The organism is Sinomonas sp. ASV322, assembly GCF_030908245.1.
Classification (GTDB): domain Bacteria; phylum Actinomycetota; class Actinomycetes; order Actinomycetales; family Micrococcaceae; genus Sinomonas.
The window spans coordinates 254,149-277,616 of the sequence record NZ_JAVFJJ010000003.1 but is presented as its reverse complement, the minus strand read 5'-3'; the positions used below and the strand labels follow the sequence as shown (position 1 = coordinate 277,616).

Here is a 23,468-nt window from a genome sequence, read left to right as displayed (position 1 = left end):
TCGCACGGCCGTCCACCACGAGGTGGGCGGCCGTGTCCGTCTGCCCGGCGCTTCAGACCGCCGTCAGCTCGACGATTCCGTAGGCTCCCGAATCGATGACCCGCCCGGCGGCGAAGCCCGCCTCGGCCGCGATCGCGAAGAATTCATCGGCGGATCGCTGCCGCCCCTCCGTCTGCGCGAGCATCATGAGGTCGGAGATCGAGACGGGGAACTCCGCGCGATTCGGCTCCTGGAGCCATTCGAGGATGAGGACGCGGGCTCCGCGCGGGGCGGCGGCCCGGATGGTGCCGAGGATCCGTGCGCACTGGGCGTCGTCCCAATCGTGGAGGACGTCCTTGAGCAGATAGACGTCCGCGCTCGCCTCGAGACCGTCGAACAGGTCCCCCTCGACGAGGTCAACGCGGTCCGCCACTCCCTGCGACGCGAGGTAGTCACGCGCGGCGGCGAGCGGGCCCGGCTGATCGACGAGGAGGCCCCTCAGGCCCTCGCGAGCGCGCAGGACCTCGGCGAGCATGCCGCCCGCTCCCCCGCCGACGTCGCACACCGTCCCCGAACGCGGCCAAGGGTAGGCGGCGATGATGAGCGGCGCTGCGAGGAGGGTGAGTTCGCGCATCGTGCGGGCGAAGCCTTCCTCCTCCTCCGGGTGCTCGGCAAGGTGCTGCCAGATCGTCGTGCCCGTCGCCGCGTTGAACGCGGGACGCCCGTCCCGGAGCGTCTCCGGGAGACGGGACCAACCGAGGATGACCATGGGCGACGTCACGTAGCGGATCCACCCCGCCATCGAATGCGGATCGCCGTCGAGGAGCAGGCGGCCCGTGGACGTGAGCGAGAAGCGCCCGTCCGGTGCCAGGCGGGCGAGGCCGTACACCGCGAGCCCGCGCAGCACGCGGTGGACCGTGTCGGCGTGGAGCCCAAGCCGCCGCGCGACCTCGCCTGCCGTGAGCGGCCCGGCCGCGAGCGGTTCGACCAATCGTGTCTGCACCGCCGCGCGCATGAGCATGATCGCGGCGACGCCACCCGTGAGGTCGAGGAGTCTGGCCTGCCGCGGCTTGAGCGCGGCCCCGGCGCGGCCGAGCGTCCGGCTGAGCCGTTGGACGAAGCGGACGACGGCGGGAGGCGGCGTGCGCATGCGGCTAGCCTACGCGCCGTCCCCCTCCCGTCTAGGGGTCACCTCCTGCGGGTCGCCCGCCATCCAGAGGTCACCTCCTGCGGGTCCAACCCACGGGAGGTGACCCCCAAACGACGGCACACCCACGGGAGGTGACCCCCAAACGACGGCACACCCACGGGAGGTGACCCCCAAACGACGGCACACCCACGGGAGGTGACCCCCAAACGACGGTGCGGGAGGAATCAGGCGAGGGCGAGTTGGCTCTGGACGACGGCGGCGAGGCGCTCGGCGATGGCCTGCGCCGTCGCCTGGTCGGCCGCCTCGACCATGACGCGCACGAGGGGCTCGGTGCCCGAGGGGCGCAGGAGGACCCTGCCGGTGTCCCCGAGCTCGGCCTCGGCCTCCGCGACGGCGAGGCGCACGCCGTCGTCCGCCGTGACGCGCGCCTTGTCCACGCCCTTGACGTTGATGAGCACCTGCGGAAGCCGGGTCATGACCGAGGCGAGCTCCTTGAGCGTCTTGCCCGTCCCGGCCATCCGGGCCGCGAGCTGGAGGCCCGTCAGGACGCCGTCGCCCGTCGTCGCGTAGTCGAGGAAGATCACGTGGCCGCTCTGCTCGCCGCCGAGGGAGTAGCCGTTGGCCCGCATCTCCTCGAGGACGTAGCGGTCGCCGACGGCGGTCTCGCGGATCGTCACGCCCGCCTCGCGCAGGGCCAGCTTGAGGCCCAGGTTGCTCATGACCGTCGCGACGAGCACGTCGTCCCGCAGCCTGCCGGCCTCCTTGAGGGCCAGGGAGAGGATCGCCATGATCTGGTCGCCGTCCACGACGCTGCCCTCGTGGTCGACCGCGAGGCACCGGTCGGCGTCGCCGTCGTGCGCGATGCCCAGATCCGCCCCGTGCTCGCGCACGGCAGCCTGAAGCACCTCGAGGTGCGTCGAGCCCACGCCGTCGTTGATGTTGAGCCCATCCGGGTCCGCGCCGATCACGATGACCCTGGCCCCCGCGTCCTTGAAGACCTGCGGCGAACAGCCCGACGCCGCACCGTGCGCGCAGTCCAGGACGACCGTGAGCCCGTCGAGGCGGTGCGGGAGCGTCGTGAGCAGGTGCACGACGTAGCGGTCCTCGGCGTCGGCGAAACGGCGCACCCGGCCCACCCCCGCGCCCGTGGGGCGCACCGGCTCGCTCGCGAGCTCGGCCTCGATCGCGTCCTCGACCTCGTCCGGGAGCTTGTGCCCGCCGCGCGCGAAGAACTTGATCCCGTTGTCCGGGGCAGGGTTGTGCGACGCCGAGATCATGACCCCGAAGTCCGCCTCGAGGTCCGCCACGAGGTACGCCGCAGCCGGGGTCGGGAGCACGCCCGCGTCATAGACGTCGACGCCCGCGCTTGCCAGGCCCGCCTCCACCGCCGCGCTGAGGAACTCCCCGCTCGCCCGCGGATCCCTCGCGAGCACCGCACGCGGCCGAACCCCCTCCGGGACCTCGCGGTGCCCGAGCACGACCGCGGCCGCCTGAGAAAGCCTGAGTGCAAGCTGCGCGTCGAGGAGGCCATTGGCCAAGCCGCGGACGCCGTCCGTTCCGAAAAGCCTAGTCATCGCGTCCTAGTGTACGTGGAGCCGGACAAGGGGCAGTCCCGTGACCTCGGAGCCGAAGGCCATGCCGCATTCGATGCCTGTCCGGGTGATGTGAGGCTAGCGGGCGGCGGGGTCGGACGCACTACTTGGATCGCGCGGTCAAGTACTCGATTTTGGGGCATCGACACGAGAGTGAAGTCGAGTGGAAGGGGCCACTACCTGACTTCCCCGCGTCCGGTACTCGTCTTTCCCAGAGGCTATGGTGGGAGCCATCGTCCGGCCCCTACCTTGATCGGCATGACCAGTGGAAACGGGGCCCTGGCGATCGACATCGTCGTTCCGGTCTTCAACGAAGAGCTCAGCCTGAGCGCGTGCGTCACGACGCTCGTGGCGTACCTCGACGACGCGTTCCACGTCCCGTGGCGCGTGACCATCGCGGACAACGCGAGCACCGACAGCACCCGGGCGATCGGCGAGGCGCTCGCCGAGGAGTTCGACGGCGTCGTCTACCGCCGGCTCGCCACGAAGGGGCGCGGGTACGCGCTTCGCGACGCGTGGGCGGCGTCGCCCGCGGAGGTCGTCGCCTATCTCGACGTCGACCTCTCGACCGATCTCGCCGCGCTTCCGCCCCTCATCGCCCCGCTCCTCTCGGGGCATTCGGACATCTCGATCGGCACGCGCCTTCGCCGCGGCTGCCGCGTGGTCCGCGGTGCGAAGCGCGAGTTCATCTCCCGCACCTACAACGCGATGCTGCACGGTGCCCTCGGCGTGCGCTTCTCCGACGCCCAATGCGGCTTCAAGGCGATGCGGGCCGAGGTCGCGCGGGCGCTCCTGCCCCACGTCGAGGACAACAAGTGGTTCTTCGACACCGAGCTGCTTGTCCTCGCGGAGCGCGCCGGACTGCGCATTCACGAGATTCCCGTCGACTGGACAGACGATCCCACGAGCACCGTCGACATCAGGCAGACCGCGCTCGACGACATGCGCGGCATCGTGCGCGTCGCGGGCTCCCTCGCCCGCGGCAAAGTGCCGCTCGCGGCCATCTACGCGGAGCTTGGACGGCGCCCGCTGCTGCCCGGGAGGGCGCCGTCCTTCTTCGGCCAAGTGCTGCGCTTCTGCGCCGTCGGAGTCTTCTCGACCCTCGCGTTCGCGCTCCTATACCTGCTCCTCCAGCCGGGCCTCGGGGCGCAGTTCGCGAACTTCTCCGCGCTCCTCGTCACGGCCGTGCTCAACACCGCCGCCAACCGGCGGTTCACGTTCGGCATCCGCGGCCCCGAGCACTACAGCGTCCAGCAGTTCCAGGGACTCATTGTGTTCGGCCTCGCGTGGGGACTCACCGCGTCGTCGCTCGTCGTCCTGCACGCCGTGGCCTCGCAGCCGGGCGCCACGGCCGAGCTCGTGACGCTCACCGCCGCGAATGTCGTCGCGACGATCCTGCGGTTCGGGCTCCTCAAGGCGTGGGTCTTCAGAGCACGGACGACGGCGACGCGCGGCTCCCGCGATCAGGTCGCCGAGGTCCTTCCCGCGACGGAGGCCGCGTAGTGGTCGCGCTCGCGGAGATCCCGCGAGTTGTCGAATCCCGGCGGACTGCGGGTGCCGTCAGCGCTCGCGAACGCTGGCTCCTTGCCGCGCTGCTAGCGGCTACGTTGCTCTCTTATTTGCTCGGCCTCGACCACAACGGGTGGGGAAATCCCTTCTACGCAGGCACCGCTCAAGCCGGGGCCCGCGACTGGACGGCCTTCTTCTTCGGCTCCCAGGACTGGAACAACGTCATCGCAGTCGATAAGCCGCCGCTAGCGATCTGGCCGATGGCCCTGTCCGTGCGACTGTTTGGCCTCAGCTCGTGGTCGATCCTCGTTCCGCAGGCTCTCATGGGCACCGCGACTGTCTGGCTGCTCTATACGGCGGTCCGAAGGGTCTTCACGGCGCGCGTCGCGTTCGCTGCGGCCATCCTGTGCGCAACGACTCCGGTGTTCTTCCTCATGACGAGGTTCAACAACCCAGAGCCGATGATGGGGCTACTCATCGGATTCGGGCTGTACTTCGGTGTTCGTGCGGCCCAAGAACCACGGTGGCGGTGGTACCTACTCATGGGCGCGTCCTTCGGCCTCGCATTCTTGGCGAAGCAATTCCAGGGCCTCCTCCCGGTCCCTGCGCTGGGTCTCGCGCTGCTCCTTCTGGGTGCGGGGAAGCTCAAAGATCGCATTGTCCGGTTGGTCGGGGCCTCCGCCGCGATGATGGTGGCAGCCGGCTGGTGGGTCGCAGTTGTCGAACTGACTCCCGCGACGGCCCGGCCCTATGTTGGCGGGTCCCTGACGAATAGCGTCGTCGAGTTGACCCTTAACTACAATGGGCTCGCGCGCCTTGCGCAGATCACGTCCGCGGGCGGCGCCGAGGCTGCGAACGCGAGCTCGGGCGCGGTTGCGTACGACGGAGGCGTCACCCGCCTGTTCAATGGCAACTTCGCACCCGAGAGTGGTTGGCTCCTCACCACGGGAATGATCTCGGTGGTTCTCCTCGCCCTTTACCGGCGCAGGCTCGGCGGGCGGGTGCACATTCTGCTCGGGCTGGCCTCGGCCACATGGTTCGTCTCCGCGTGGCTCCTCCTGAGCTTCATGGGATCGATGGTGCACACCTACTACACGTACTCGCTTGCGGCTCCTACAGCGTTGGTGGTCGCGCTCGCACTTCACGCACTGTGGCTCAACCCTGGCAGCATGATCGGGCGCCTGTACAGCATTCTCCTCATCGGCGCCACCGCCTACATGGGTATCCGGATCATGCAGTACAGCGACGCGTGGGGCTGGTGGGGTCCAACGCTTCTCGGGGTGCTCGCCCTGGCCGCAGCTGGACTCTGGCTCAACCATTCAAGCCGGGCATCTACCGTGCTCATGTGGTCGATCACGCTCGTCGCGCTCGCAGCAGGCCCCGTGGGAACAGACGTCTTCACTGCGACGACCCCGGTCCAGGGAACCCAACCACTGTCAGGTCCTATCAGCAACAACCCGAATGCGATGTCCCGGCACCTCCAAGACATTCGGACTACCGGCCAGCCTGACTGGGCTCCCCACATTGCCTACGGGGTCGCGCCGTCCGCCTCCCTGCTCGCGCTGTTCGCCTCGGAAGGCAGCGGCACCGGGCGCTGGCTAGCCGCAACGTACCCCGCTCAAGACGCGGCCATGACACAGCTGACCACCGGCCGGCCAACGCTTGCCCTGGGCGGATGGCTCGGCCTCGACCCAGCCCCGACGCTCGACCAGTTCAAGAGCTGGGCAGCTCATGGTGACATCGAGTTCTTCGTCGATCACCCCGCGATGCGCGCATATGGCATTGGAAGGCAGTCCGCCGCTATCGCCGCGTGGGTCGAAGCGACCTACGAGGGAAAGAAGGTCAACGATGCGGTCGTCTATCGTCTCGACAGCGCCCATAGCAAGTAGGCATTTTCTCCACCCCCGGCACCGAGAGCTCGCCGTTCTCTCGGGCATCCTGGCCGCGAGTGCCCTCCTCAACACGTGGAACCTCGGCTCCAATGGATGGGCCAATGCCTTCTACACGGCTGCCGTCCAATCAGGACTTCACGATGGCGAGGCTTTCCTGTTCGGTTCGAGTGACTGGGGCAACTCGATCTCCGTCGACAAGCCCCCGCTGAGCCTCTGGCTCATGGGGATCTCCGTGCGCGTCTTCGGCTTCAACAGCTGGGGGGTCCTGCTTCCCCAGGCGTTGCTGGGCCTTGCCACGACAGCTCTCATCTACGCCGTCGTCCGCCGACGAGCTAGCTTCTCCGCGGCCGCGGTCGCAGCGTTCGCGTTCGCAACCACTCCGATCGTGGTTCTCCTCTCTCGGTACAACAACCCCGACCCCCTGATGATCTTTCTGATGCTGGCCGGTCTGGAGGCGGCACTCCGAGGCGCTGAATCTCAGCGGATCAGGTGGTTCGTCGCGGCCGGCGCTCTTCTAGGGCTCGCATTCCTCACGAAGCAGCTGCAGTCATTCCTCGTCGTTCCAGCCTTGATCGTGGCGGGGACGTGGGGCCTGCGTCTCGAAGGGCGGAAGACACTGTTTGCTGCTTTCGGAGCCGCGGGCGCCTTCGCCGCCATCGCAGGGAGCTGGCTGGCCTTCGTCGACCTCACACCGTCAGGCGGCCGCCCTTACGTGGGCGGATCGACCTCCAACAGTCTCACCGAACTGAGCCTCGGCTACAACGGGCTCAACCGAGTCATCGACCACAGGAACATCTCAATTGACTTCCTCCCGGAACAATTCATCGGCGGGCAAAACGACGCCGGGCTTCTGAGGCTTTTCAACGCCAATTTCAATCAAGAGGCTTCATGGCTGCTGCTTTTGGCACTCGTGAGCGGCGCAGTTATCACGTGGACATTCCGACGCACACCACTCGCCCCATTCGCTGCCGCCTCGGCGACATGGCTCGGTACGTCATATTTCGTGCTGTCCTTCATGGGCCATGATATCCATACGTATTACACGATCAGCCTGGCGACACCGATCGCCCTTGCCGTGGGGCTGGGGTTAGAAGCGATCTTGAGACGCCCCGAAGCCACGGCTCGACGAATTGTCATTGCCGTAGGGATCGGCTTGAGCACCCTGACGTCGTGGCTGACCCTACATTCCCTGGACGGTGGAGCCCTTAATTCGACACTGGGGGCCATTGCCTTGGCCGCCGGACTGTCTGGCGCCGTTCTGGTGGCTGTCCCGCCACCGAGGGCGTGGATCAACGGGGTCGCTGTGGCCGCCGTCGCGACTGGCCTGTTCATCGGGCCCGCCGCGACGGATCTAGCGACTCTCGGACACGACCAGGCCGGCTCGAACCCCTTGTCGGGATCGGTGACGAAGTCTCCGACGTCCATAAGCCGCTTCCTCGAAGACATCCGGAACAACGACCCAGCGTGGGCGCGGGAAACCGCATTTGGGGGCGCCCCGACGGCGAACGTGCTGGATCTCCTCGCGCACTCGCCTCCGACGTGCCGCTGGGCCGCCGCGACCTTCCCGGCACAGACCGCAGCCAACTGGCAGCTCGCGTCAGATAGGGCCATCATGCCCGTCGGCGGATTCAGCGGCGTTGACCCGTACCCCACGCTGGAGCAATTCAAGGCCCTGGTTGGATCGGGCTCAGTCTGCTACTTCATCGACTATCCAGAAATGGACCCGATCATCGCGAGTCAACCGACCACTGCCTCGGTCGTGTCCTGGGTTCGTTCCACCTACCTCCCCCAAGTAGTGGGCGGACTGAGCATCTACCAGTTGAATGGCGCCACCTAGCCGAAAGGCCCGCCCCGCGTCAGCGGAACGAGCCCTGGGAAAGCGCTGGAATCGGCGCTTGTGGATCCAAAGCGCCTAGAAGTCGACGAGGGCCCCCATGCCCCGGACGCTCTGCGTCCGGGCCCTCGGGAAGGCGCTCCAGCGCTTGTGGAGCCAAGCCGCCGGCGCGCGCCGCGGGACCCGAAAGGGCCGGGCCGCGAAGCGACCCGGCCCTTTCGGGAAGGCGCGTGTCAGCGCTTGGAGTACTGCGGAGCGCGGCGGGCCTTCTTGAGACCGGCCTTCTTGCGCTCGACCACGCGGGCGTCGCGGGTGAGGAAGCCGGCCTTCTTGAGGGCCGGACGGTTGTTATCGACATCGATCCCGTTGAGCGCGCGGGACACCCCGAGGCGCACGGCACCGGCCTGGCCCGAGGGACCACCGCCGTGGATGCGGACGACGACGTCGTAGGCGCCCTCGAGGTCGAGGAGCTTGAACGGGTCGTTCACTTCCTGCTGGTGGAGCTTGTTCGGGAAGTAGTTCTCAAGCGTGCGGCCGTTGATGGTCCACTGGCCCGAGCCGGGGATGACGCGCACGCGGGCGACGGCCTGCTTGCGGCGGCCGACGGCGGCACCGGACACCGTGAGGGCCGGGCGCTCGCGCTTGGCAGCCTCGGCGACCGGGGCGCTCTCGCTCGTGTAGCTGGTCAGGTTCTCTTCGGCCTCAGCGGCCGTGTTCAGCTCGTCGTTCTGAGCCACAGTGTTCTCCTTGGTGAATTCTCGGGTAGTGGCCAGGACTACTGAGCGACCTGGGTGATCTCAAAGGTCTTCGGCTGCTGAGCCGTGTGCGGGTGGTTGGGGCCCGCGTAGACCTTGAGCTTCGAGATCTGCTGGTCGGCGAGCTTGTTCTTCGGAAGCATGCCCTTGACGGCCTTCTCAACGGCGCGAACCGGGTTCTTCTCGAGGAGCTCGGCGTAGGTGACGCTGGTCAGACCGCCCGGGAAGCCGGAGTGGCGGTAGGCGCGCTTCTGGCTGAGCTTGGCACCGGTGAGGGCCACCTTGTCAGCGTTGATGATGATGACGAAATCGCCCATGTCCATGTGGGGGGCGTAGGTCGGCTTGTGCTTCCCGCGCAGCAGTGTTGCGGTCTGGCTGGCAAGACGACCAAGGACGACGTCGGTGGCATCAATGATGTGCCACTGACGGTTGGCGTCGCCCGGCTTCGGAGTGTACGTACGCACAGTTATTGCCTTCGTTCTCGGTCTTGGTAGGCGCCGTGAGATGCACCCGTGTACTTCGGTGCGTTACCGGAGAAGAGGTGAGGGCTCTACCGACCAGTCATCCCAAGGCCTCGAATGCGCCTGCGGGCTGGTGGGTCCTGCAACTGGACACCCGCGGGACACGTCCCATCGAGGTAGGACACGCACAACGACTATCAAGAGTACCCCGCTGGCCGCAGACGGGTCAAAGCGGGGCACCGACGGCAGGGCGGAGGCCCTCGACCTGCCCGCCACCCACCGACTGCGAGTACCTACTGAGTACCACGTAGCGAAGCCAAGTACCCTTCCGTATTCCTCGGCGAGAAAGACGAGTACCAATACGGATGGTGATCATTCATGGGGTATGGGAATTTAGTGGTGGCCGGCACCCGAAGGCGCTTGAAATGGGGGCCATCGACTTGGAGCCGGACAACGTTTCTCTAGTAAAGGACAAACCGCCATGAACGCTTTCCTGATCTCCCTGATGACTTTCTGGAACGACCTCACCGACCGCGCCAAGGGCGAAAAGGGTGCAACGGCCACCGAGTATTCGCTGCTCGTCGGCCTCATCGCCCTGGTCATCGTCATCGGGGTCACCGCCTTCGGCGGCAACCTCGAGAAGTTCTTCAGCAACCTCGCCGTGACCGTCGGAACATGGTGACCTCCCAATTCGTTCGCGACCTCATTCACGAAGACACCGAAAGTGAACGGGGCGCGACCGCCACGGAGTATTCGCTGCTCGTGGGCCTCATCGCCCTCGTCATCGTCATCGGGGTCACTGCCTTCGGCACCAACCTCGAGACGTTCTTCAGCAACCTGGCTTCAACGGTCGGCACTTGGTGAACAGCTGGGGGTGGGCTTCACAGTCCGCCCCCACTCCACTTCACCCCGCCAGGAGGACAAGATGTTTCGCAAGAGCACCCGGAAGCGCGAGCGCGGGGCCATCGCGGTTGAATTCGCGCTCGTCGTCCCGCTCCTCCTGCTGATCATCGTCGGCATCGTGGAGTTCTCGCGGATCTACAACGTGCAGATCACGCTCAACCAAGCGGCCCGAGAAGGCGCGCGGGCCATGGCCGTCCACAATGACACGGCGACCGCCCAGAGCCAGGCGATCACCGCCGCTCCCGGTCTCTCCCCCGCCCTCTCGGCGTCGAACGTCTCGGTCACCCCGTCATCCGGCTCATGCGGCGCGGGCACAGAGGCCAACGCGACCATCACGTACACCTACTCGACGCTGACGGGCTTCTTCGGGCGCTCCGTCACGCTGACTGGCAAGGGGGCCATGCAATGCGGCGGCTGACCATTTCACGCGGTCCGGGTGAGCGCGAGCAGGGCGCTGTCGCTGTCATGGTGGCGATCCTCGCCGTCGTTCTCATCGGCGCCGGCGCGATCGCCGTCGACATGGGGCGTGTGTACAGCAAGCGCGCCGAGCTCCAGAACGGAGCGGACGCCGCAGCCCTGGCCATCGCGGACAACTGCAAACGCTATGCCTTGACCAGCGGGTGCAACACCGGCCTCTTGCCGATGAACAGGGCACTCCAATATGCACAGGACAATTCGCTCACCTCGACCGCGAACGTCCAGCAGCCCATCATCACCGTCAGCGGGCCTGGCGGGACCGTCACGGTCACCGCCACGGTCAAGGAGCCCAACGGGAACAACTCCCTGACGCTGTTCCTAGCCAAGGCCCTCGGCATTTCGAATGCCCTAGTCGGGGCAACGGCAACGGCCCAGTGGGGCATCCCGACCCGCGGTCAGTCGATCCTGCCGCTCACCATGGAGGCTTGCGAGCTCGCCGTCTTCGGCTCGTCCCCCATCCCAGTGCCTCAGAAGATCATCACTCAAGGCGGAGGCAACCCCGACTGCAACGGAAGGAACTCGTCCAACCAAATCGTCCCGGGCGGCTTCGCATGGCTCACTCCTACGGGTCCCGGACCCTGCGACGTCAATCTTGCCGTAGGGGACTGGGCTCAGACGAGTCCGGGCGCAGCCATACCCGCAGCCTGCACCTACCTGTTCAACCTGAGCGACCCAAGGAACGTCTTCAACAAGACCGTGGCCATCCCGATCTACGACGACGTCCGCGGTACGGGCAACAACGTGAATTACCACATCGCCAAGTGGGCCGGCTTCCACGTCATGGGGTGGAAGTTCCCGGGCAACTTTGCCGGCCCGCCCGTCTGGACCGGTTCGGAGAAGGGTATCTACGGCGAGTTCGTAGGCTTCTCCGCCGATCCGGCCGCTTTCAGTGGCTTCACGACGGACCCGGGCGCCCAAGGCAACCTCTGGATCGCGAAGCTCATCAAATAAGCCGCCTCTCGCGACGGCATCGGAAAACAACGAAGGAGTCACCGTGAGGACCCGCCTACTGGGAGGCGTGGCTGCACTGATTGTCGCAATCATCGGCACCGTCCTTCTTCTCACCTACGTCAGCGGCGCTGACCGTCGCGCGCTCGCCAATGTCGACACCGTCGACGTCTACGTCGTCCAGAAGGAGATCCCTGCCGGTACCCCGGCATCGAGCCTCAGCGACTACGCCACCAAGAAGCCCCTCCCCAAGTCGGCGGTCCCCGAGAATCCGGTCACGGACCTCGCGTCGATCCAGGGCAAGGTCGCCTCGATCGCCCTCAAGCCGGGCGAGGAGTTGCTCGCAAGCCGGTTCACCGAAACCGCCGCACTCCAGACCCCGGGCCGCGTCGCGGTCCCGGCCGGCATGCAGGAAGTCACGATCAAGCTGCCGATGGAACGAGTGGTCGGCGGCAACATCGCGGCGGGCGACACGGTCGGCATCGTCGTCTCTCTCCCCAAGGAGGAGCCCCTCCCGGCCCAGACACAGATGACATTCAACAAGGTCCTCGTGACCGCGGTCCAAATGTCGAATGGCGCCGTGGTCCAGAGCTCCAGCTCCGTTCAAACGACGACGACGACGCCGGGTCAGGGAGCCCTGAACGCCAACGGGGCGTCGTCGAACGCCCCGGCGACGGGTGACTACCTCGTGACGCTTGCGCGTCCGGCATCCGACATCGAACGGATCGTCTTCGCGATGCAGAACGGCCAGGTCTACTTGACCAAGGAGCCGGCCTCGGCAACGGACGGAACCTCGGCCCCGGTCGATCGGGCAAAGGTCCTCCGATGAGCCGCTTCGCCCTAGTCACCGCAGAGCCCGATTTCGACCAGCGGATCCGCCTCGCGGCCGCCGGACTCCCGGGCACGCTCCAGACGTTCCGGGCGGATTTCCTCCCGTCGACCATCGACGAGATGTTCGTCCAGCTGGTGGGCGAGCCCCTCGAGGTGCTCGTCCTCGGCCCGGACCTCGCGTCCTCGGATGTTCTCAATTTCGCCGCGGCGGTCGATGTCCGTTCGCCGCACGTGAGCGTCGTCTACGCGGCCGACGCCTCCCCGGACCTCGCACTCGCCGCCATGCGTTCGGGCGTTCGGGACCTCGTCACTCCGGGGGCCGACGTCGAGGCGCTGAGGGTCCACCTCGAACAGGCCGCGTCGGCGGCCGCGTATCGGCTCGCGAACTCCTCGCCCGCGGCGATGTCCGGCGGCGTCGGGCACCAGAGCCGAGGGCGCGGGCGCGTCATCGCGGTCATGTCGCCCAAGGGAGGAGTCGGCAAGACGACGATCGCGACCAATATCGCGGTCGGCCTGGCCAAGTCTTCCCCGATGTCCGTCGTCATCGTCGACCTCGACCTGCAGTTCGGCGATGTCGCGAGCGGACTCATGATGAACCCGGATCACTCGATCGTGGACGCCGTCAAGGGCCCCATGGATGCGTTGTCCCTCAAGACGTATCTCATGCCCCACTCGACCAAGCTCTACGCCCTGTGTGCTCCCCTCAACCCCGCCGACGCCGATCGGGTCTCGTCGGAGCAGGTGAGCGATCTCGTGTCCCGGCTCGCGGCTGAGTTCCAGTACGTCGTCATCGACACCTCGCCCGGACTCGGCGAGCACGTCCTCGCGGCGCTCGATCAGGCCACGGACGTGGTCTGGGTGTGCGGCATGGACCTTCCGAGCATCAAGGGACTCAAGTCGGGTCTCGACATCCTCGGCGAGCTCGACATGCTGCCCGAACACCGGCACGTCGTGGTGAACATGGCCGACCGCAAGTCGGGCATTACCGTCCAAGACATCGAGGCCACGATCAGCGTGCCCGTCGATGTCATCCTCTCGCGCTCCCGGGCCCTCCCCCTGAGCACAAATCGCGGCATTCCCGCCCTCCAGGACAGCCTCCACGACTCGACCGTCAAAGCCCTCCGGCGGCTCGTCGAGCGTTTCCAGCCCAGCTGGCAGGACAGGGACCACCGCCAGACGCACAGAAGGGTGGTGTTCCAATGAGCCTCAGCGAACGTCTCCAGTCGCGCCATGCCTCCCTCGACGCACCGTCGAAGGACCCGGAAGGCGCTCCCGCGCCGATCCCCGCGGCTCCCCTAGCGCCGCCGTCGTCCGATGTCCCACCCGCCGAGGCGCCGCTCGTCGAAGGCAGCTCTGCGACCCTCAGGGGACGCCAAGCCGCATTCGCCGCCGCGGAGGCCGAAGCCCGCTTGGCGGGACATCAGCCGGTCGGCAGCGTGCGCTCGAGCAACGCCCTTCGCGAACTCAAGGAGAAGACGACGGCGGATCTCTACGAGCGGGTCGGAAGCCGGATCACGGACTCCGCGCTCAGCGAGGCCGATCTCGGGGACTACGTCCGAACCGAACTCCGCTCGGTCGTTGCGGACCAGCAGGTGCCTCTCACCGCGAGCGAGCGGGAGCGGCTCATCAACGAGGTCATGGACGACGTCCTGGGTCTCGGGCCGCTCCAGCGCTACCTCGCAGACCCGAGCGTCACGGAAATCATGGTCAACCGTGCGGATCAGGTCTACGTCGAGCGCGGTGGCCGGCTGCTGGCCACCGAGACGACCTTCGACTCCGAGGAGGCGCTGCGCCGCGTGATCGACCGCATCGTGTCCCGGATCGGGCGCCGCGTCGACGAGTCCTCGCCCCTCGTCGACGCTCGCCTCGCCGACGGCTCCCGCGTGAACGCGATCATCCCTCCGCTCGCCGTCAACGGCGCCGCTCTCACGATCCGCAAGTTTTCCAGGGACGCCCTCTCAGTAGATCGGCTCATCGAACTCGGCTCTCTGACCCCCGAGATGGCCGAGCTCCTCCGGGCGTGCGTCGAGGCGCGCATGAATGTCATTGTTTCGGGCGGTACGGGCACCGGGAAGACGACGCTCCTCAACGTCCTCTCCTCCTTTATCCCGTCCACCGAACGGATCGTGACGATCGAAGACGCCGTCGAGCTCCAGCTCCAGCAGGACCACGTGGTCCGGCTCGAGAGCCGGCCGCCCAACATCGAGGGCAACGGAGCCATCACGATCCGCGACCTCGTGAGGAACTCACTCCGCATGCGGCCCGACCGGATCGTGGTCGGGGAGGTCCGCGGCGGCGAAACGCTCGACATGCTCCAGGCGATGAACACCGGGCACGACGGTTCGCTCTCGACGGTCCACGCCAATACCCCACGCGACGCGATCTCTCGCCTTGAGACGCTCGTGCTCATGGCCGGCATGGATCTTCCGCTCCGCGCGATCCGCGAACAGGTGGCCTCCGCGGTCAACCTCATTGTGCACCTCACGCGCCTTCGCGACGGCACTCGCCGCGTGACCCACGTGACCGAGGTCCAAGGCATGGAGGGCGACATCGTGACGCTCCAGGACGCGTTCCTGTTCGACTTCAGTGCGGGCGTGGACGCGAACGGGCGCTTCCTCGGGAAGCCGATCCCGACCGGAGTCCGGCCGCGCTTCACGGAGCGGTTCGCGGACCTTGGCATCAAGATCAGCCCCACCCTGTTCGGCCAGCAGTTCGCGCGGCGGTGATCGACGCCATGGACTCGCCCATCATCCTCACCGTCGGCCTCACGGCCGTGTACGCGGCCATGGCGTGCTTCGTCGTCTTCGTCCTGAGGTCGAACCGGGGTGTTCCACTCGCACGACGGCGCCCGCTGGCCAAGGACGCCGCCTCGACCCTCACGAAACTGACAGACGGGGCCGTCGGCGCGATCAACAAGACCCTGCACGGTCGCCAGGTCCGCTTCATCCCCGTGGACAAGTTCGAGCAGGCAGGGCTCAAGATCCGCGCCGCGGACTTCCTGCTCATGTGCGCCGCCTCGTTCTTCGCCCTCGGCCTCATCGGGTTCATCTTCGGGGGACTGGGCATTGCCGTCCTCGCCGCCTGCGCGGGCCCGACGATCTTGCTCGCGTGGCTCAACCTCACCGCCGCGCGGCGGCAGTCGGCGTTCGCCCAGCAGCTCCCCGACACCTTGCAGATGCTGGCCGGAAGCATGCGCGCGGGGCACAGCCTGCTTCGCGCCGTCGACGGCGCCGCGGAGGAATCCGAAGCACCGATGGGCGAGGAACTCCGTCGGGTCGTCAACGAGAACCGCATCGGCCGGGAGCTCGTGGAGTCTCTCACGGACACCGCGGCCCGCATGAAGAGCCAGGACTTCCTCTGGGTGGCCGAGGCCATCGAGACCCAGAGGGAGGTCGGGGGAAATCTTGCGGAACTCCTCGACAACGTCAACGAGACGATCCTCGATCGCGCCAAGCTCTTCCGTCAGGTCAAGGCGCTCAGCGCCGAAGGCCGGGTTTCCGCACTCGTGCTCGTCTCGCTGCCGATCTTCATGCTCATCATGATCTCGCTGATCAACGCCTCCTACGCGGCCGTGTTCTTCACGACCCTGCCGGGCTGGGGCATGCTCGCGGCGTCCGCCCTCATGCTGACCGTCGGCAGCGTGTGGCTCATGCGACTCATCAAGCCGAAGTACTGAGGTGATCCCCATGTCCTTCCTTGCCTTCGGGCCGATCGCCGCGATCGTCCTGCCCCTGTCCTACCTCACGTGGTCCCTCGTGGGTGCCGACCGCGGCGTCCGCAAGACCATCAAGCAGAATCTCGGCCTCTCGCGGGCCCCGCAGAAGGCGGCTCCCACATCGCTCCCGGACGCCTTCACCGGGATCGCACGCCGTATGACCTCGAAGTCCTACGCCGCATGGCTCGACCGCAAGCTCGCGGCCGCCGGCCGGCCGAAGGCATGGCCGCTCAATCGGCTGCTCGTCGTCAAGCCGCTGCTTGCGTTCGTGTTCTTCGCTTTGGGCGTCGTCCTCGTCACCCAGAACCCCACGCCACAGGCCTTCCTCATCGTGGCCGCCGGGACAGCGTTCGTGTACTTCGTCCCCGACGTCCTGCTTCACAACACGGCCCAGAAACGGCGGCTGTCGATGCAGCGGTCCCTGCCGACCATGCTGGATCAGATGCTGATCTCGGTCGAGGCGGGCGTCGGCTTCGAGGCCGCCATGGACAAAGCGGCGAGGAGCTCGACCGGGCCGCTCGCAGATGAATTCGTCCGCACCCTCCAAGACATCCAGGTGGGCCGCCAGCGCCGCGAGGCGTACCTCGACATGGCGCAACGGGCCAACGTCCCGGAACTGCGATCGTTCGTGCGGGCCGTCGTCCAAGCGGACCAGTACGGCATCGCAATCGCGAACGTCTTGCGGTCCCAGGCCCGCGAGATGCGGATCAAGCGCCGTCAGCGCGCCGAGGAACACGCCATGAAGATCCCCGTGAAGATCCTCTTCCCGCTCATCTTCGCCATCCTCCCGTCGCTGTTCGTGATCATCCTGGGCCCCACGGTCCTCAATATCATCAAAGCCTTCTCGTAAAGGAGGTCGTCATGGAAACTCCAGACGCCTTGCCGATGGAGCGCCGCGAACGGGGCGCAACGGCCACCGAATACGCCCTCCTGTGCGGATTCATCGCCTTGGTCATCGTCGCGGGGGTTGGAGCGTTCGGCTCGTCCCTCAACGGCTACTTCGACCAGCTTGCAGGCGGCGTGAAGGCCGCGCTGGGCCTTCCGTAAGCTCCTGCTCCCCTCTGCCCGAGGCCCCCAGGCCCGCGGCACCCTCCTGCCGGAGTCCCCTCCTGGTACCCAGAACCGGGAGGGGGCTCCACTCCTGTGATTCTGTCGAGTCGCCGCAACCCCTCAGCGAGGGGGCCTCAACGCCGGCGAAACTCAAGGCTTGCCCAAGAAAAACCAAAGAACAGGGCCCTTCCGAAGGGCTTCCTGAGGCTTGTGCAAGCTTTTCGCAAGGAACGTACCCTCGTGGGCCGAGGGCTCCTACCGTCGATCGTGGAGCTGGCAGTCGGGCCAGCCGACACCACCCCCTGTAGGAGCCAGAAATGCTTTCGTTCATCGCCACGCTGCACACGCTGGGCATCACCGCCAAGGAGCGCCTCCTCTCTGGCGAGAAGGGTGCCACCGCCGTCGAGTACGGCATCATGGTCGCCCTCATCGCCGTCGTCATCATCGTCGCGGTGACTCTCCTGGGCGGAAACCTCAGCACGCTGTTCAACAACGTCGCCGGCAAGGTCTGATCAGAAACGGTTGTCAGCGCCCGGTCCGGCGCCCCGCCGGCCCGGGCGCGCGCGCCAGTCCGCACTGCAGCCGAGGAGCCCCGATGCCCAGCACCCACCGCGAGCGCGGAGCCGCCGCAGTCGAGTTCGCACTCGTGCTGCCGGTCCTGCTCGTGCTCGTGCTTGGCATCATCGACTTCGGCCGGGCCCTGAGCGCGCAGCAGACCCTCACGAACGCGGCGAGGGTCGGCGCGCGCGTCATGGTGCTGCAGAACAGCCCGACAGCCGCGATCGCGGCCGCCCAGAGCGCTGCGTCGCCACTCGGCGCGCTGCCGGCCTCGGCGTTCACGATCTCGCCCTCGACCTGCAGCTCGGGCGCCCAAGTCACGTTTGCGGTCGCCTACACGCTTCAGGGCACGGGCTTCTTCGGGACCTTCGTCCTGTCCGGGCAAGGAGTCATGCTATGCGGCGGCTGAGGCAGGCGTACGACGACGGCGCTCACCGCGAGCGCGGGGCTGTCGCCGTCATCACGGTGCTCCTCCTGGTCGTGCTGCTCGCGGCAGCGGCCCTCGCCGTCGACGGCGGAATGCTCTACGCGGAGAAGGCCAAGCTGCAGAGCGCGGCGGACGCCGCCGCGCTCGCGGTCGCGCAGAAATGCGCCGCGAGCGTCGTCGACCCGCAGTGCTCGGCCGCCTCGACTCTCGCGACGTCGCTCACCCAGAGCAACGTCACCGCGGGCCAGGCGGGGATCGCAGGCCTCACCGTCAACACGGCCGCTGGGACCGTCACGGCCTCAACCCAGCCCCTCCAGCCCGGTCAGCAGCCGGGCAGTGTCGCGCTGTTCTTCGCCCAGGCGCTCGGCATCTCGAGCGCCACGGTCGGTGCGACAGCGCAGGCCGCATGGGGCAGCCCGAGCAAGGGCTTGGCGGTCTTCCCGCTCACGTTCTCCGTATGCCAGGTCCAAGGCCTTGTGAACGGCCCTGTTCAATTGCTCGTGGACCACGGGCTCGGCGCCAACGCGAGCTGCCTCTACGGTCCCTCGGGCCAGGTGGTTCCGGGTGGGTTCGGCTGGCTGGTCCAGGACCCCGGCAAATGCGGCGCCACCATCAACATCGCCCAATCGGAGGCCGGCAGCAATCCGGGCAGCAACCCACCCCAGAACTGCGGCCAAGTCCTCCAGCAATGGATCACCACGATCCAGAGCGGCCAAACCCAGATCGTCCTCCTGCCTGTCTTCACCTCCGTGACGGGGACGGGCAGCTCGGCGGTTTACACGCTCATCGGCTTCGCGGCCTACAAGGTCATTGGATGGAAGTTCAGCGGTGGTACGTCGGCCCCCTACGTCTACAACAACCAGCCGTCCACCCTCTTGAACACCCTATGGTGCGTGGGGAACTGCCGGGGAATCATCGGCAGCTTCGTCACGTATGTCTCCCTCGACGCGAGTTTCCAGCTCGGACCTTCGACAGGCCTTGGTGCCAACGTCGTGCAGCTCACCCAGTAGTCACGTTCCCCGGCCCAGTCGCCCCATCCGCCCGAATCTCTGGAGCACCTCCGTGAAGTCAAGACTCGTAGCCGGCGTCGCCGCCCTCGCGGTGGCCATCCTCGGCGTCGTGCTCGTCATCGCGTACGCCAATGGCGCGGACGCCCGTGCGATGGCCGGGATGCAGCCGACCCAAGTGCTTGTCGTCACGAAGGCTGTCGCGCAGGGCACCGCGGCGGACAAGCTCGGCGACTCGGTGCAGCTGCGCTCGCTCCCGGCCGAGGCGGTCGCGCCGTCGGCCCTGCATTCCCTCGATGGCACGGCGGGCAAGGTCGTCGCGGCGGCCCTCCAGCCGGGCGAGCAGCTGCTGGCGAACCGGCTCGCGTCGCCCGAATCGCTCGTCCTGCCCGGAACGGTCCCCGTTCCCGCTGGGCTCCAGGAGGTCTCGTTCCAGCTCGATCCGCAGCGCGCTGTCGGCGGACGCCTCGCGGCGGGCGACACGATCGGCGTCTTCCTCTCGTTCGACAAGGGCGCCGTCGCAAGCGGCGGCCCCGAAAGCACGAATCTCACGTTCAACTCGGTTCTCATCACATCAGTCCAGACCCTTCAACAGGGCAGCAGCTCGAACAGCAGTTCCGCGAGCCCGTCCAACGCGTCGGGCACCACGGCGTCCACGGCGCCGATCCTTGTCACCGTGGCCGTGACCGCCCCGCAGGCGTCCAAGATCGTCTTCACCGCCGAATACGGCAAGATCTGGGTCAGCAAGCAGCCCGCGGGCACGCCTCAGGTCAATCCCGGTCCCGTCGACCGCGGAAAGGTGTACCAGTGAGCCGCTTCGTCCTGATCTCCCCGAGCGTGGACTTCGCCGAGCGCATGCGCGCAGCGGTCGACGGCGTCCTCCCGGGCGGCGTCGCAACCGTCCCCACCGCGGAACTCCCCGAGCAGCCCGAGCAGCTCTTCGCCCTCCTCGGCGGGGTGCGCCCCGCCGTCGTCGTCCTCGGGCCGGGCGTCTCCCTCGACGGCGCGCTCCGGCTCGCGACCGTGTTCGACGTCCGCTTCCCCGACATCGCCGTGCTCCTCTGCGCGGAGGCGGACGCCGACCTCATGCTCCAGGCCATGCGCGCCGGGGTGCGCGACGTCGTCTCCCAGACGGTCGAGCCCGAACAGCTGCGCGTCGTGATCCAGCGTTCCGTCCAATCCACGGAGGGCCGCCGCAGGGACGGCGAGGCCTCCGCCTCGGAGAGCCGCCGAGGCCGCGTGGTCGGCGTCTTCTCGCCGAAGGGCGGGGTGGGCAAGACGACGCTCGCCACGAACATCGCCGTCGGGCTCGGCAAGATCGCACCGCTCAGCGTCGTGATCGTGGACCTCGACCTCCAGTTCGGCGACGTGGCCTCGGGACTCGACCTCGATCCCGAGCACACCGTCACCGACGCCGTCTCGCCCGCTGCCGTCCAGGATTCGCTCGTGCTTAAGGCGTTCCTGACGCTCCACCCCGCGAGCATCTACGCGCTGTGCGCGCCCAAGGACCCCGTCGAGGCAGACTCCATCACCGCCGAACAGATCGGTCGGCTCATCCGCCAGCTCTCGGCCCAGTTCGACTACGTCGTGGTAGACACCGCGCCGGGCCTCGGCGAATGCACGCTTGCGGCGCTCGAGGAGTGCACGGACGGGGTCTGGGTCACGGGCATGGACGTGCCCGGAGTCCGCGGCCTCCGCTCGAGCCTCGACGTCCTGGGACGCCTCGGCCTGCTCCCGGAAACCCGTCATCTGGTCCTCAACATGGCCGACGCGAAGTCTGGGCTGAGCGTGCGTGACGTCGAAGCCACCATCGGCGTGCCCGTCGACGTGAGCGTTCCGCGCTCGCGCCTGATCTCGTATTCCACCAACCGCGGGATTCCAGTCCTCCAGGCGACCCGCCGCGACAGGGCGACAAGCGCCTTGGGCGAGGTCGTGGAGCGGCTCAGTCCGGATGGCTCGGTCCGCGCCCGCCGACTGCACAGAAGGGTCGTCGTCTCGTGAAGCTCTCAGACCGCGTCAACATCGCCGAGGGTCGGCCGGTGCCAACTGCCCCGCCGCCGCCCGAGCCGGCCGAGGCTCTCGCTCCCGAAACGCCCGTCCCCTCGCCACTCCAGGCCGCGCCGCAGCCGCCCGCCCCGCGGTCTATCCAGCCGGACGCGCTGGCCGGGCTCAAGCAGCGCGCGGCGGAGGCCCTCTTCGAGCGCATGGGCGCGCGCTTCGGCGACTCCGGAGCCACGGAAGACGAACTCCGCTCCGCCGCACGCGACGAGCTGATCCAGGTGATCGACCAAGAACGCGTTCCGATGAGTGCAAGCGAGCGATCCCGCCTGCTCCGCGACATCGAGGACGACGTGCTCGGCTACGGGCCGCTCCAGCGCCTGCTCGACGACGACGACATCACCGAGATCATGGTCAATCGCCACGACCGCATCTACATCGAGCGGAAGGGCCGCCTCATTCTCTCGGAGCTCAGGTTCAAGTCGGAGGAGCAGCTCCGGGTCGTCATCGAGCGCATCGTCTCCCGAGTGGGGCGGCGCATCGACGAGTCCTCCCCGTTCGTCGACGCACGCCTCGCCGACGGCTCGCGCGTCAACGCGATCATCCCACCGCTCGCCGTCGGCGGCTCCTCGCTCACCATCCGCAAGTTCGGCAGGGTACCCCTTACAGTCCGCGATCTCATCGGCTTCGGGACCATGACGCTCGAGATGGCCGAGCTGCTGCAGGCCTGCGTCAAGGCGAAGCTCAACATCATCGTCTCGGGCGGCACGGGCACCGGCAAGACGACGCTGCTCAACGTGCTCTCCTCGTTCATCCCCGACGAAGAGCGGATCGTCACGATCGAGGACGCCGTCGAACTGCAGATCCAACAGGACCATGTGGTGCGGCTCGAGAGCCGGCCGCCCAACACGGAGGGCAAGGGCGAGGTCACGATCCGCGACCTCGTGAAGAACTCCCTCCGCATGCGCCCGGACCGGATCGTGGTGGGCGAGGTCCGCAGCGGCGAGTCGCTCGACATGCTTCAGGCCATGAACACGGGCCACGACGGCTCGCTCTCGACGGTCCACTCCAACTCGCCGCGAGACGCGATCGCGCGCCTCGAGACGCTCGTCCTCATGGCGGGCATGGACCTCCCTCTGCGGGCCATCCGCGAGCAGATCGCCTCGGCCGTGAACCTCGTCGTGCAGATCTCGCGCCTCCGGGACGGGACGCGCCGGATCACCCACATCACGGAGGTGCAGGGCATGGAGGGCGACGTCGTCGTGCTCCAGGACGCGTTCGTGTTCGACTACGGCGCGGGCGTGGACGAGAACGGGAAATTCCTCGGCAGCGCGGTGGCGACTGGGGTGCGACCCCGTTTCATCGAGCGCTTCGAAGACCTTGGCATCCACGTCCGCCCGGGTATCTTCGCGACGCCGATTCGCTACGGTCAGGAGCAGCCATGGAGGTGATGATCGGCTCCGGCCTCATCGTCGTCGCCGGCATCGCGGCGGCAATCCTCGCGCTGCGTCCCGGCCACCGCGCGCTCCCGCTCTCGCGCCGTCGGCTCGAGACCCCCGACGGCGATTCCGCGCTCGGCCGCGCGGCCACGGGAGCTTCCGACGCTCTGCAGGGCTGGCTCGCGGGCCGAAAGCTCAGCATCGTCTCCCCCGAGTCCCTCGAACTGGCCGGGCTGCGCCTCCGCCAGGCGGATATCGTCCTGCTCGTCGCGGCCGGCGCAGTGCTGTGCATCGCCTTCGGGTGGCTGTCCGGCAACCTCGTGCTCGGAATCCTGCTCGCGGCCCTCACGCCGGTGATCCCGCGCGTCGTCGTCAGCGGCCGCATCGCCAGACGGCGCAAACGGTTCAACGATCAGCTCGCCGACACCCTGCATTTGCTCGCTGGCGGGCTGCGGGCCGGGCACTCCGTCCTGCGCGCCATCGACGCCGCGGCGGCCGAAAGCCCCCAGCCCACGGCCCACGAGATGCGCCGCGTGGTGCATGAGACGTCGCTGGGCCGTGACCTCCAGGCGTCGCTCGAAGACGCCGCGCGCCACATGGAGAGCCAAGACTTCCTCTGGGTCGCCCAGGCCATCCAGATCAACCGCGAAGTCGGCGGAAATCTCGCGGACGTGCTCGACCAGGTCAACGAGACGATCCGCGAACGCGCCGAGATCAAGGGCCACATCGCCGCTCTCGCCGCGGAGGGCAAGTTCTCCGCCTACATTCTCATGGCTCTTCCGTTCGGCATCGTCCTCCTGCTCATGTCCGTCAATCCGGGCTACATGAACGTCATGTTCACCCACTCGCTCGGCTGGGTCTTGATCGGCGTGTCGGTCGTGCTCATGGCCATCGGCGCGCTCTGGCTGCGCAAGATCGTCACCATCAAGTTCTAGGAGGGAGC

Annotated in this window: 24 protein-coding genes; 20 read left to right on the top strand and 4 right to left on the bottom strand. The window is 67.5% G+C overall.

The window, feature by feature from the left end:
- Positions 1-52 precede the first annotated feature (52 nt).
- Positions 53-1,129, bottom strand: a complete 1,077-nt coding sequence (locus RBS12_RS06105) for a methyltransferase (RefSeq protein WP_307965178.1) — start codon at positions 1,127-1,129, stop codon at positions 53-55.
- Between the two features lie 224 nt (positions 1,130-1,353).
- Positions 1,354-2,703 (bottom strand): phosphoglucosamine mutase, encoded by a 1,350-nt coding sequence (glmM, locus tag RBS12_RS06100; RefSeq protein WP_307965177.1) that lies wholly within the window; start codon positions 2,701-2,703, stop codon positions 1,354-1,356.
- 276 nt (positions 2,704-2,979) lie between these two features.
- Between glmM and RBS12_RS06095 the strand changes: the two genes are divergently transcribed.
- From RBS12_RS06095 to RBS12_RS06085, 3 genes are read left to right on the top strand one after another with little or no spacing between them, the layout of a single operon-like run.
- Positions 2,980-4,224 carry a glycosyltransferase gene (locus RBS12_RS06095; protein ID WP_307965176.1) on the top strand — a complete coding sequence of 415 codons (1,245 nt, stop codon included), beginning with the start codon at positions 2,980-2,982 and terminating at the stop codon, positions 4,222-4,224.
- The gene (locus RBS12_RS06090; RefSeq protein ID WP_307965175.1) at positions 4,224-6,119 is read left to right on the top strand and encodes a glycosyltransferase family 39 protein; all 1,896 of its coding nucleotides are present in this window, start codon (positions 4,224-4,226) and stop codon (positions 6,117-6,119) included. Before RBS12_RS06095 ends, RBS12_RS06090 begins: the two co-directional genes overlap by 1 nt.
- Complete coding sequence (locus RBS12_RS06085) at positions 6,007-7,959, top strand: glycosyltransferase family 39 protein (RefSeq protein WP_307965174.1); 1,953 nt, start codon at positions 6,007-6,009, stop codon at positions 7,957-7,959. The genes RBS12_RS06090 and RBS12_RS06085 overlap by 113 nt, the downstream gene beginning before the upstream one ends.
- A gap of 230 nt (positions 7,960-8,189) precedes the next feature.
- On the opposite strand, the gene rpsI is transcribed toward RBS12_RS06085, so the two are convergent.
- Together rpsI and rplM are read right to left on the bottom strand one after the other, a co-directional pair.
- Entirely contained in the window at positions 8,190-8,693 is a 504-nt protein-coding gene (gene rpsI, locus RBS12_RS06080; RefSeq protein WP_307965173.1) for a 30S ribosomal protein S9, read from the bottom strand.
- Between the two features lie 38 nt (positions 8,694-8,731).
- Positions 8,732-9,175 carry a 50S ribosomal protein L13 gene (gene rplM, locus RBS12_RS06075; protein WP_307965172.1) on the bottom strand — a complete coding sequence of 148 codons (444 nt, stop codon included), beginning with the start codon at positions 9,173-9,175 and terminating at the stop codon, positions 8,732-8,734.
- A 478-nt stretch (positions 9,176-9,653) separates the two neighbouring features.
- Here rplM and RBS12_RS06070 point away from each other — a divergent pair, with 478 nt between their 5' ends.
- The 17 genes from RBS12_RS06070 (at position 9,654) to RBS12_RS05990 (ending at position 23,460) form a co-directional block, all read left to right on the top strand.
- On the top strand, positions 9,654-9,854 hold the full coding sequence (locus tag RBS12_RS06070; RefSeq protein WP_307965171.1) for a Flp family type IVb pilin: 201 nt from the start codon (positions 9,654-9,656) through the stop codon (positions 9,852-9,854).
- Positions 9,848-10,036, top strand: coding sequence for a Flp family type IVb pilin (locus RBS12_RS06065; protein WP_307965170.1), 189 nt, complete (start codon positions 9,848-9,850; stop codon positions 10,034-10,036). Before RBS12_RS06070 ends, RBS12_RS06065 begins: the two co-directional genes overlap by 7 nt.
- A gap of 61 nt (positions 10,037-10,097) precedes the next feature.
- Positions 10,098-10,493, top strand: a complete 396-nt coding sequence (locus RBS12_RS06060) for a TadE/TadG family type IV pilus assembly protein (RefSeq protein ID WP_307965169.1) — start codon at positions 10,098-10,100, stop codon at positions 10,491-10,493.
- Positions 10,481-11,503, top strand: a complete 1,023-nt coding sequence (locus tag RBS12_RS06055) for a pilus assembly protein TadG-related protein (RefSeq protein ID WP_307965168.1) — start codon at positions 10,481-10,483, stop codon at positions 11,501-11,503. The genes RBS12_RS06060 and RBS12_RS06055 overlap by 13 nt, the downstream gene beginning before the upstream one ends.
- Positions 11,504-11,570: 67 nt before the next feature.
- On the top strand, positions 11,571-12,329 hold the full coding sequence (locus RBS12_RS06050; protein WP_307965167.1) for an RcpC/CpaB family pilus assembly protein: 759 nt from the start codon (positions 11,571-11,573) through the stop codon (positions 12,327-12,329).
- Positions 12,326-13,534 (top strand): AAA family ATPase, encoded by a 1,209-nt coding sequence (locus RBS12_RS06045; RefSeq protein WP_307965166.1) that lies wholly within the window; start codon positions 12,326-12,328, stop codon positions 13,532-13,534. The genes RBS12_RS06050 and RBS12_RS06045 overlap by 4 nt, the downstream gene beginning before the upstream one ends.
- A complete protein-coding gene (locus tag RBS12_RS06040; protein ID WP_307965165.1) occupies positions 13,531-15,057 on the top strand; it encodes a CpaF family protein in 1,527 nt (508 codons plus the stop codon). Before RBS12_RS06045 ends, RBS12_RS06040 begins: the two co-directional genes overlap by 4 nt.
- An 8-nt stretch (positions 15,058-15,065) precedes the next feature.
- Positions 15,066-16,007, top strand: a complete 942-nt coding sequence (locus tag RBS12_RS06035) for a type II secretion system F family protein (RefSeq protein ID WP_307965164.1) — start codon at positions 15,066-15,068, stop codon at positions 16,005-16,007.
- Between the two features lie 10 nt (positions 16,008-16,017).
- The gene (locus RBS12_RS06030; RefSeq protein ID WP_307965163.1) at positions 16,018-16,896 is read left to right on the top strand and encodes a type II secretion system F family protein; all 879 of its coding nucleotides are present in this window, start codon (positions 16,018-16,020) and stop codon (positions 16,894-16,896) included.
- Positions 16,897-16,907: 11 nt separating this feature from the next.
- A complete protein-coding gene (locus RBS12_RS06025; RefSeq protein WP_307965162.1) occupies positions 16,908-17,093 on the top strand; it encodes a Flp family type IVb pilin in 186 nt (61 codons plus the stop codon).
- Positions 17,094-17,413: 320 nt separating this feature from the next.
- Positions 17,414-17,608, top strand: coding sequence for a Flp family type IVb pilin (locus RBS12_RS06020; protein ID WP_307965161.1), 195 nt, complete (start codon positions 17,414-17,416; stop codon positions 17,606-17,608).
- A gap of 83 nt (positions 17,609-17,691) precedes the next feature.
- Positions 17,692-18,063: a pilus assembly protein gene (locus RBS12_RS06015; RefSeq protein WP_307965160.1), complete on the top strand. Its 372-nt coding sequence runs from the start codon at positions 17,692-17,694 to the stop codon at positions 18,061-18,063.
- Positions 18,051-19,091 carry a pilus assembly protein TadG-related protein gene (locus RBS12_RS06010; RefSeq protein WP_307965159.1) on the top strand — a complete coding sequence of 347 codons (1,041 nt, stop codon included), beginning with the start codon at positions 18,051-18,053 and terminating at the stop codon, positions 19,089-19,091. The genes RBS12_RS06015 and RBS12_RS06010 overlap by 13 nt, the downstream gene beginning before the upstream one ends.
- A 52-nt stretch (positions 19,092-19,143) precedes the next feature.
- Positions 19,144-19,899, top strand: a complete 756-nt coding sequence (locus tag RBS12_RS06005; RefSeq protein ID WP_307965158.1) for an RcpC/CpaB family pilus assembly protein — start codon at positions 19,144-19,146, stop codon at positions 19,897-19,899.
- A complete protein-coding gene (locus RBS12_RS06000) occupies positions 19,896-21,089 on the top strand; it encodes an AAA family ATPase (protein WP_307965157.1) in 1,194 nt (397 codons plus the stop codon). Before RBS12_RS06005 ends, RBS12_RS06000 begins: the two co-directional genes overlap by 4 nt.
- Positions 21,086-22,537 (top strand): CpaF family protein, encoded by a 1,452-nt coding sequence (locus RBS12_RS05995; RefSeq protein ID WP_373886484.1) that lies wholly within the window; start codon positions 21,086-21,088, stop codon positions 22,535-22,537. Before RBS12_RS06000 ends, RBS12_RS05995 begins: the two co-directional genes overlap by 4 nt.
- Positions 22,528-23,460, top strand: coding sequence for a type II secretion system F family protein (locus tag RBS12_RS05990; RefSeq protein ID WP_307965156.1), 933 nt, complete (start codon positions 22,528-22,530; stop codon positions 23,458-23,460). The genes RBS12_RS05995 and RBS12_RS05990 overlap by 10 nt, the downstream gene beginning before the upstream one ends.
- The last annotated feature ends 8 nt before the right edge of the window (positions 23,461-23,468 follow it).

Excerpts from the sequence above, each read along its gene's own strand:
- RBS12_RS06030 (WP_307965163.1), top strand. The coding sequence starts at position 16,018 with ATGTCCTTCCTTGCCTTCGGGCCGATCGCCGCGATCGTCCTGCCCCTG.
- RBS12_RS05990 (WP_307965156.1), top strand. The coding sequence starts at position 22,528 with ATGGAGGTGATGATCGGCTCCGGCCTCATCGTCGTCGCCGGCATCGCG.
- RBS12_RS06105 (WP_307965178.1), bottom strand. The coding sequence starts at position 1,129 with ATGCGCACGCCGCCTCCCGCCGTCGTCCGCTTCGTCCAACGGCTCAGC.
- RBS12_RS06045 (WP_307965166.1), top strand. The coding sequence starts at position 12,326 with ATGAGCCGCTTCGCCCTAGTCACCGCAGAGCCCGATTTCGACCAGCGG.
- glmM (WP_307965177.1), bottom strand. The coding sequence starts at position 2,703 with ATGACTAGGCTTTTCGGAACGGACGGCGTCCGCGGCTTGGCCAATGGC.
- RBS12_RS06095 (WP_307965176.1), top strand. The coding sequence starts at position 2,980 with ATGACCAGTGGAAACGGGGCCCTGGCGATCGACATCGTCGTTCCGGTC.
- RBS12_RS06060 (WP_307965169.1), top strand. The coding sequence starts at position 10,098 with ATGTTTCGCAAGAGCACCCGGAAGCGCGAGCGCGGGGCCATCGCGGTT.
- RBS12_RS06040 (WP_307965165.1), top strand. The coding sequence starts at position 13,531 with ATGAGCCTCAGCGAACGTCTCCAGTCGCGCCATGCCTCCCTCGACGCA.
- RBS12_RS06025 (WP_307965162.1), top strand. The coding sequence starts at position 16,908 with ATGGAAACTCCAGACGCCTTGCCGATGGAGCGCCGCGAACGGGGCGCA.
- RBS12_RS06070 (WP_307965171.1), top strand. The coding sequence starts at position 9,654 with ATGAACGCTTTCCTGATCTCCCTGATGACTTTCTGGAACGACCTCACC.
- RBS12_RS06035 (WP_307965164.1), top strand. The coding sequence starts at position 15,066 with ATGGACTCGCCCATCATCCTCACCGTCGGCCTCACGGCCGTGTACGCG.
- RBS12_RS06085 (WP_307965174.1), top strand. The coding sequence starts at position 6,007 with ATGGCATTGGAAGGCAGTCCGCCGCTATCGCCGCGTGGGTCGAAGCGA.
- RBS12_RS06010 (WP_307965159.1), top strand. The coding sequence starts at position 18,051 with ATGCGGCGGCTGAGGCAGGCGTACGACGACGGCGCTCACCGCGAGCGC.
- RBS12_RS06015 (WP_307965160.1), top strand. The coding sequence starts at position 17,692 with ATGCCCAGCACCCACCGCGAGCGCGGAGCCGCCGCAGTCGAGTTCGCA.
- RBS12_RS06020 (WP_307965161.1), top strand. The coding sequence starts at position 17,414 with ATGCTTTCGTTCATCGCCACGCTGCACACGCTGGGCATCACCGCCAAG.
- RBS12_RS06065 (WP_307965170.1), top strand. The coding sequence starts at position 9,848 with ATGGTGACCTCCCAATTCGTTCGCGACCTCATTCACGAAGACACCGAA.
- RBS12_RS06055 (WP_307965168.1), top strand. The coding sequence starts at position 10,481 with ATGCGGCGGCTGACCATTTCACGCGGTCCGGGTGAGCGCGAGCAGGGC.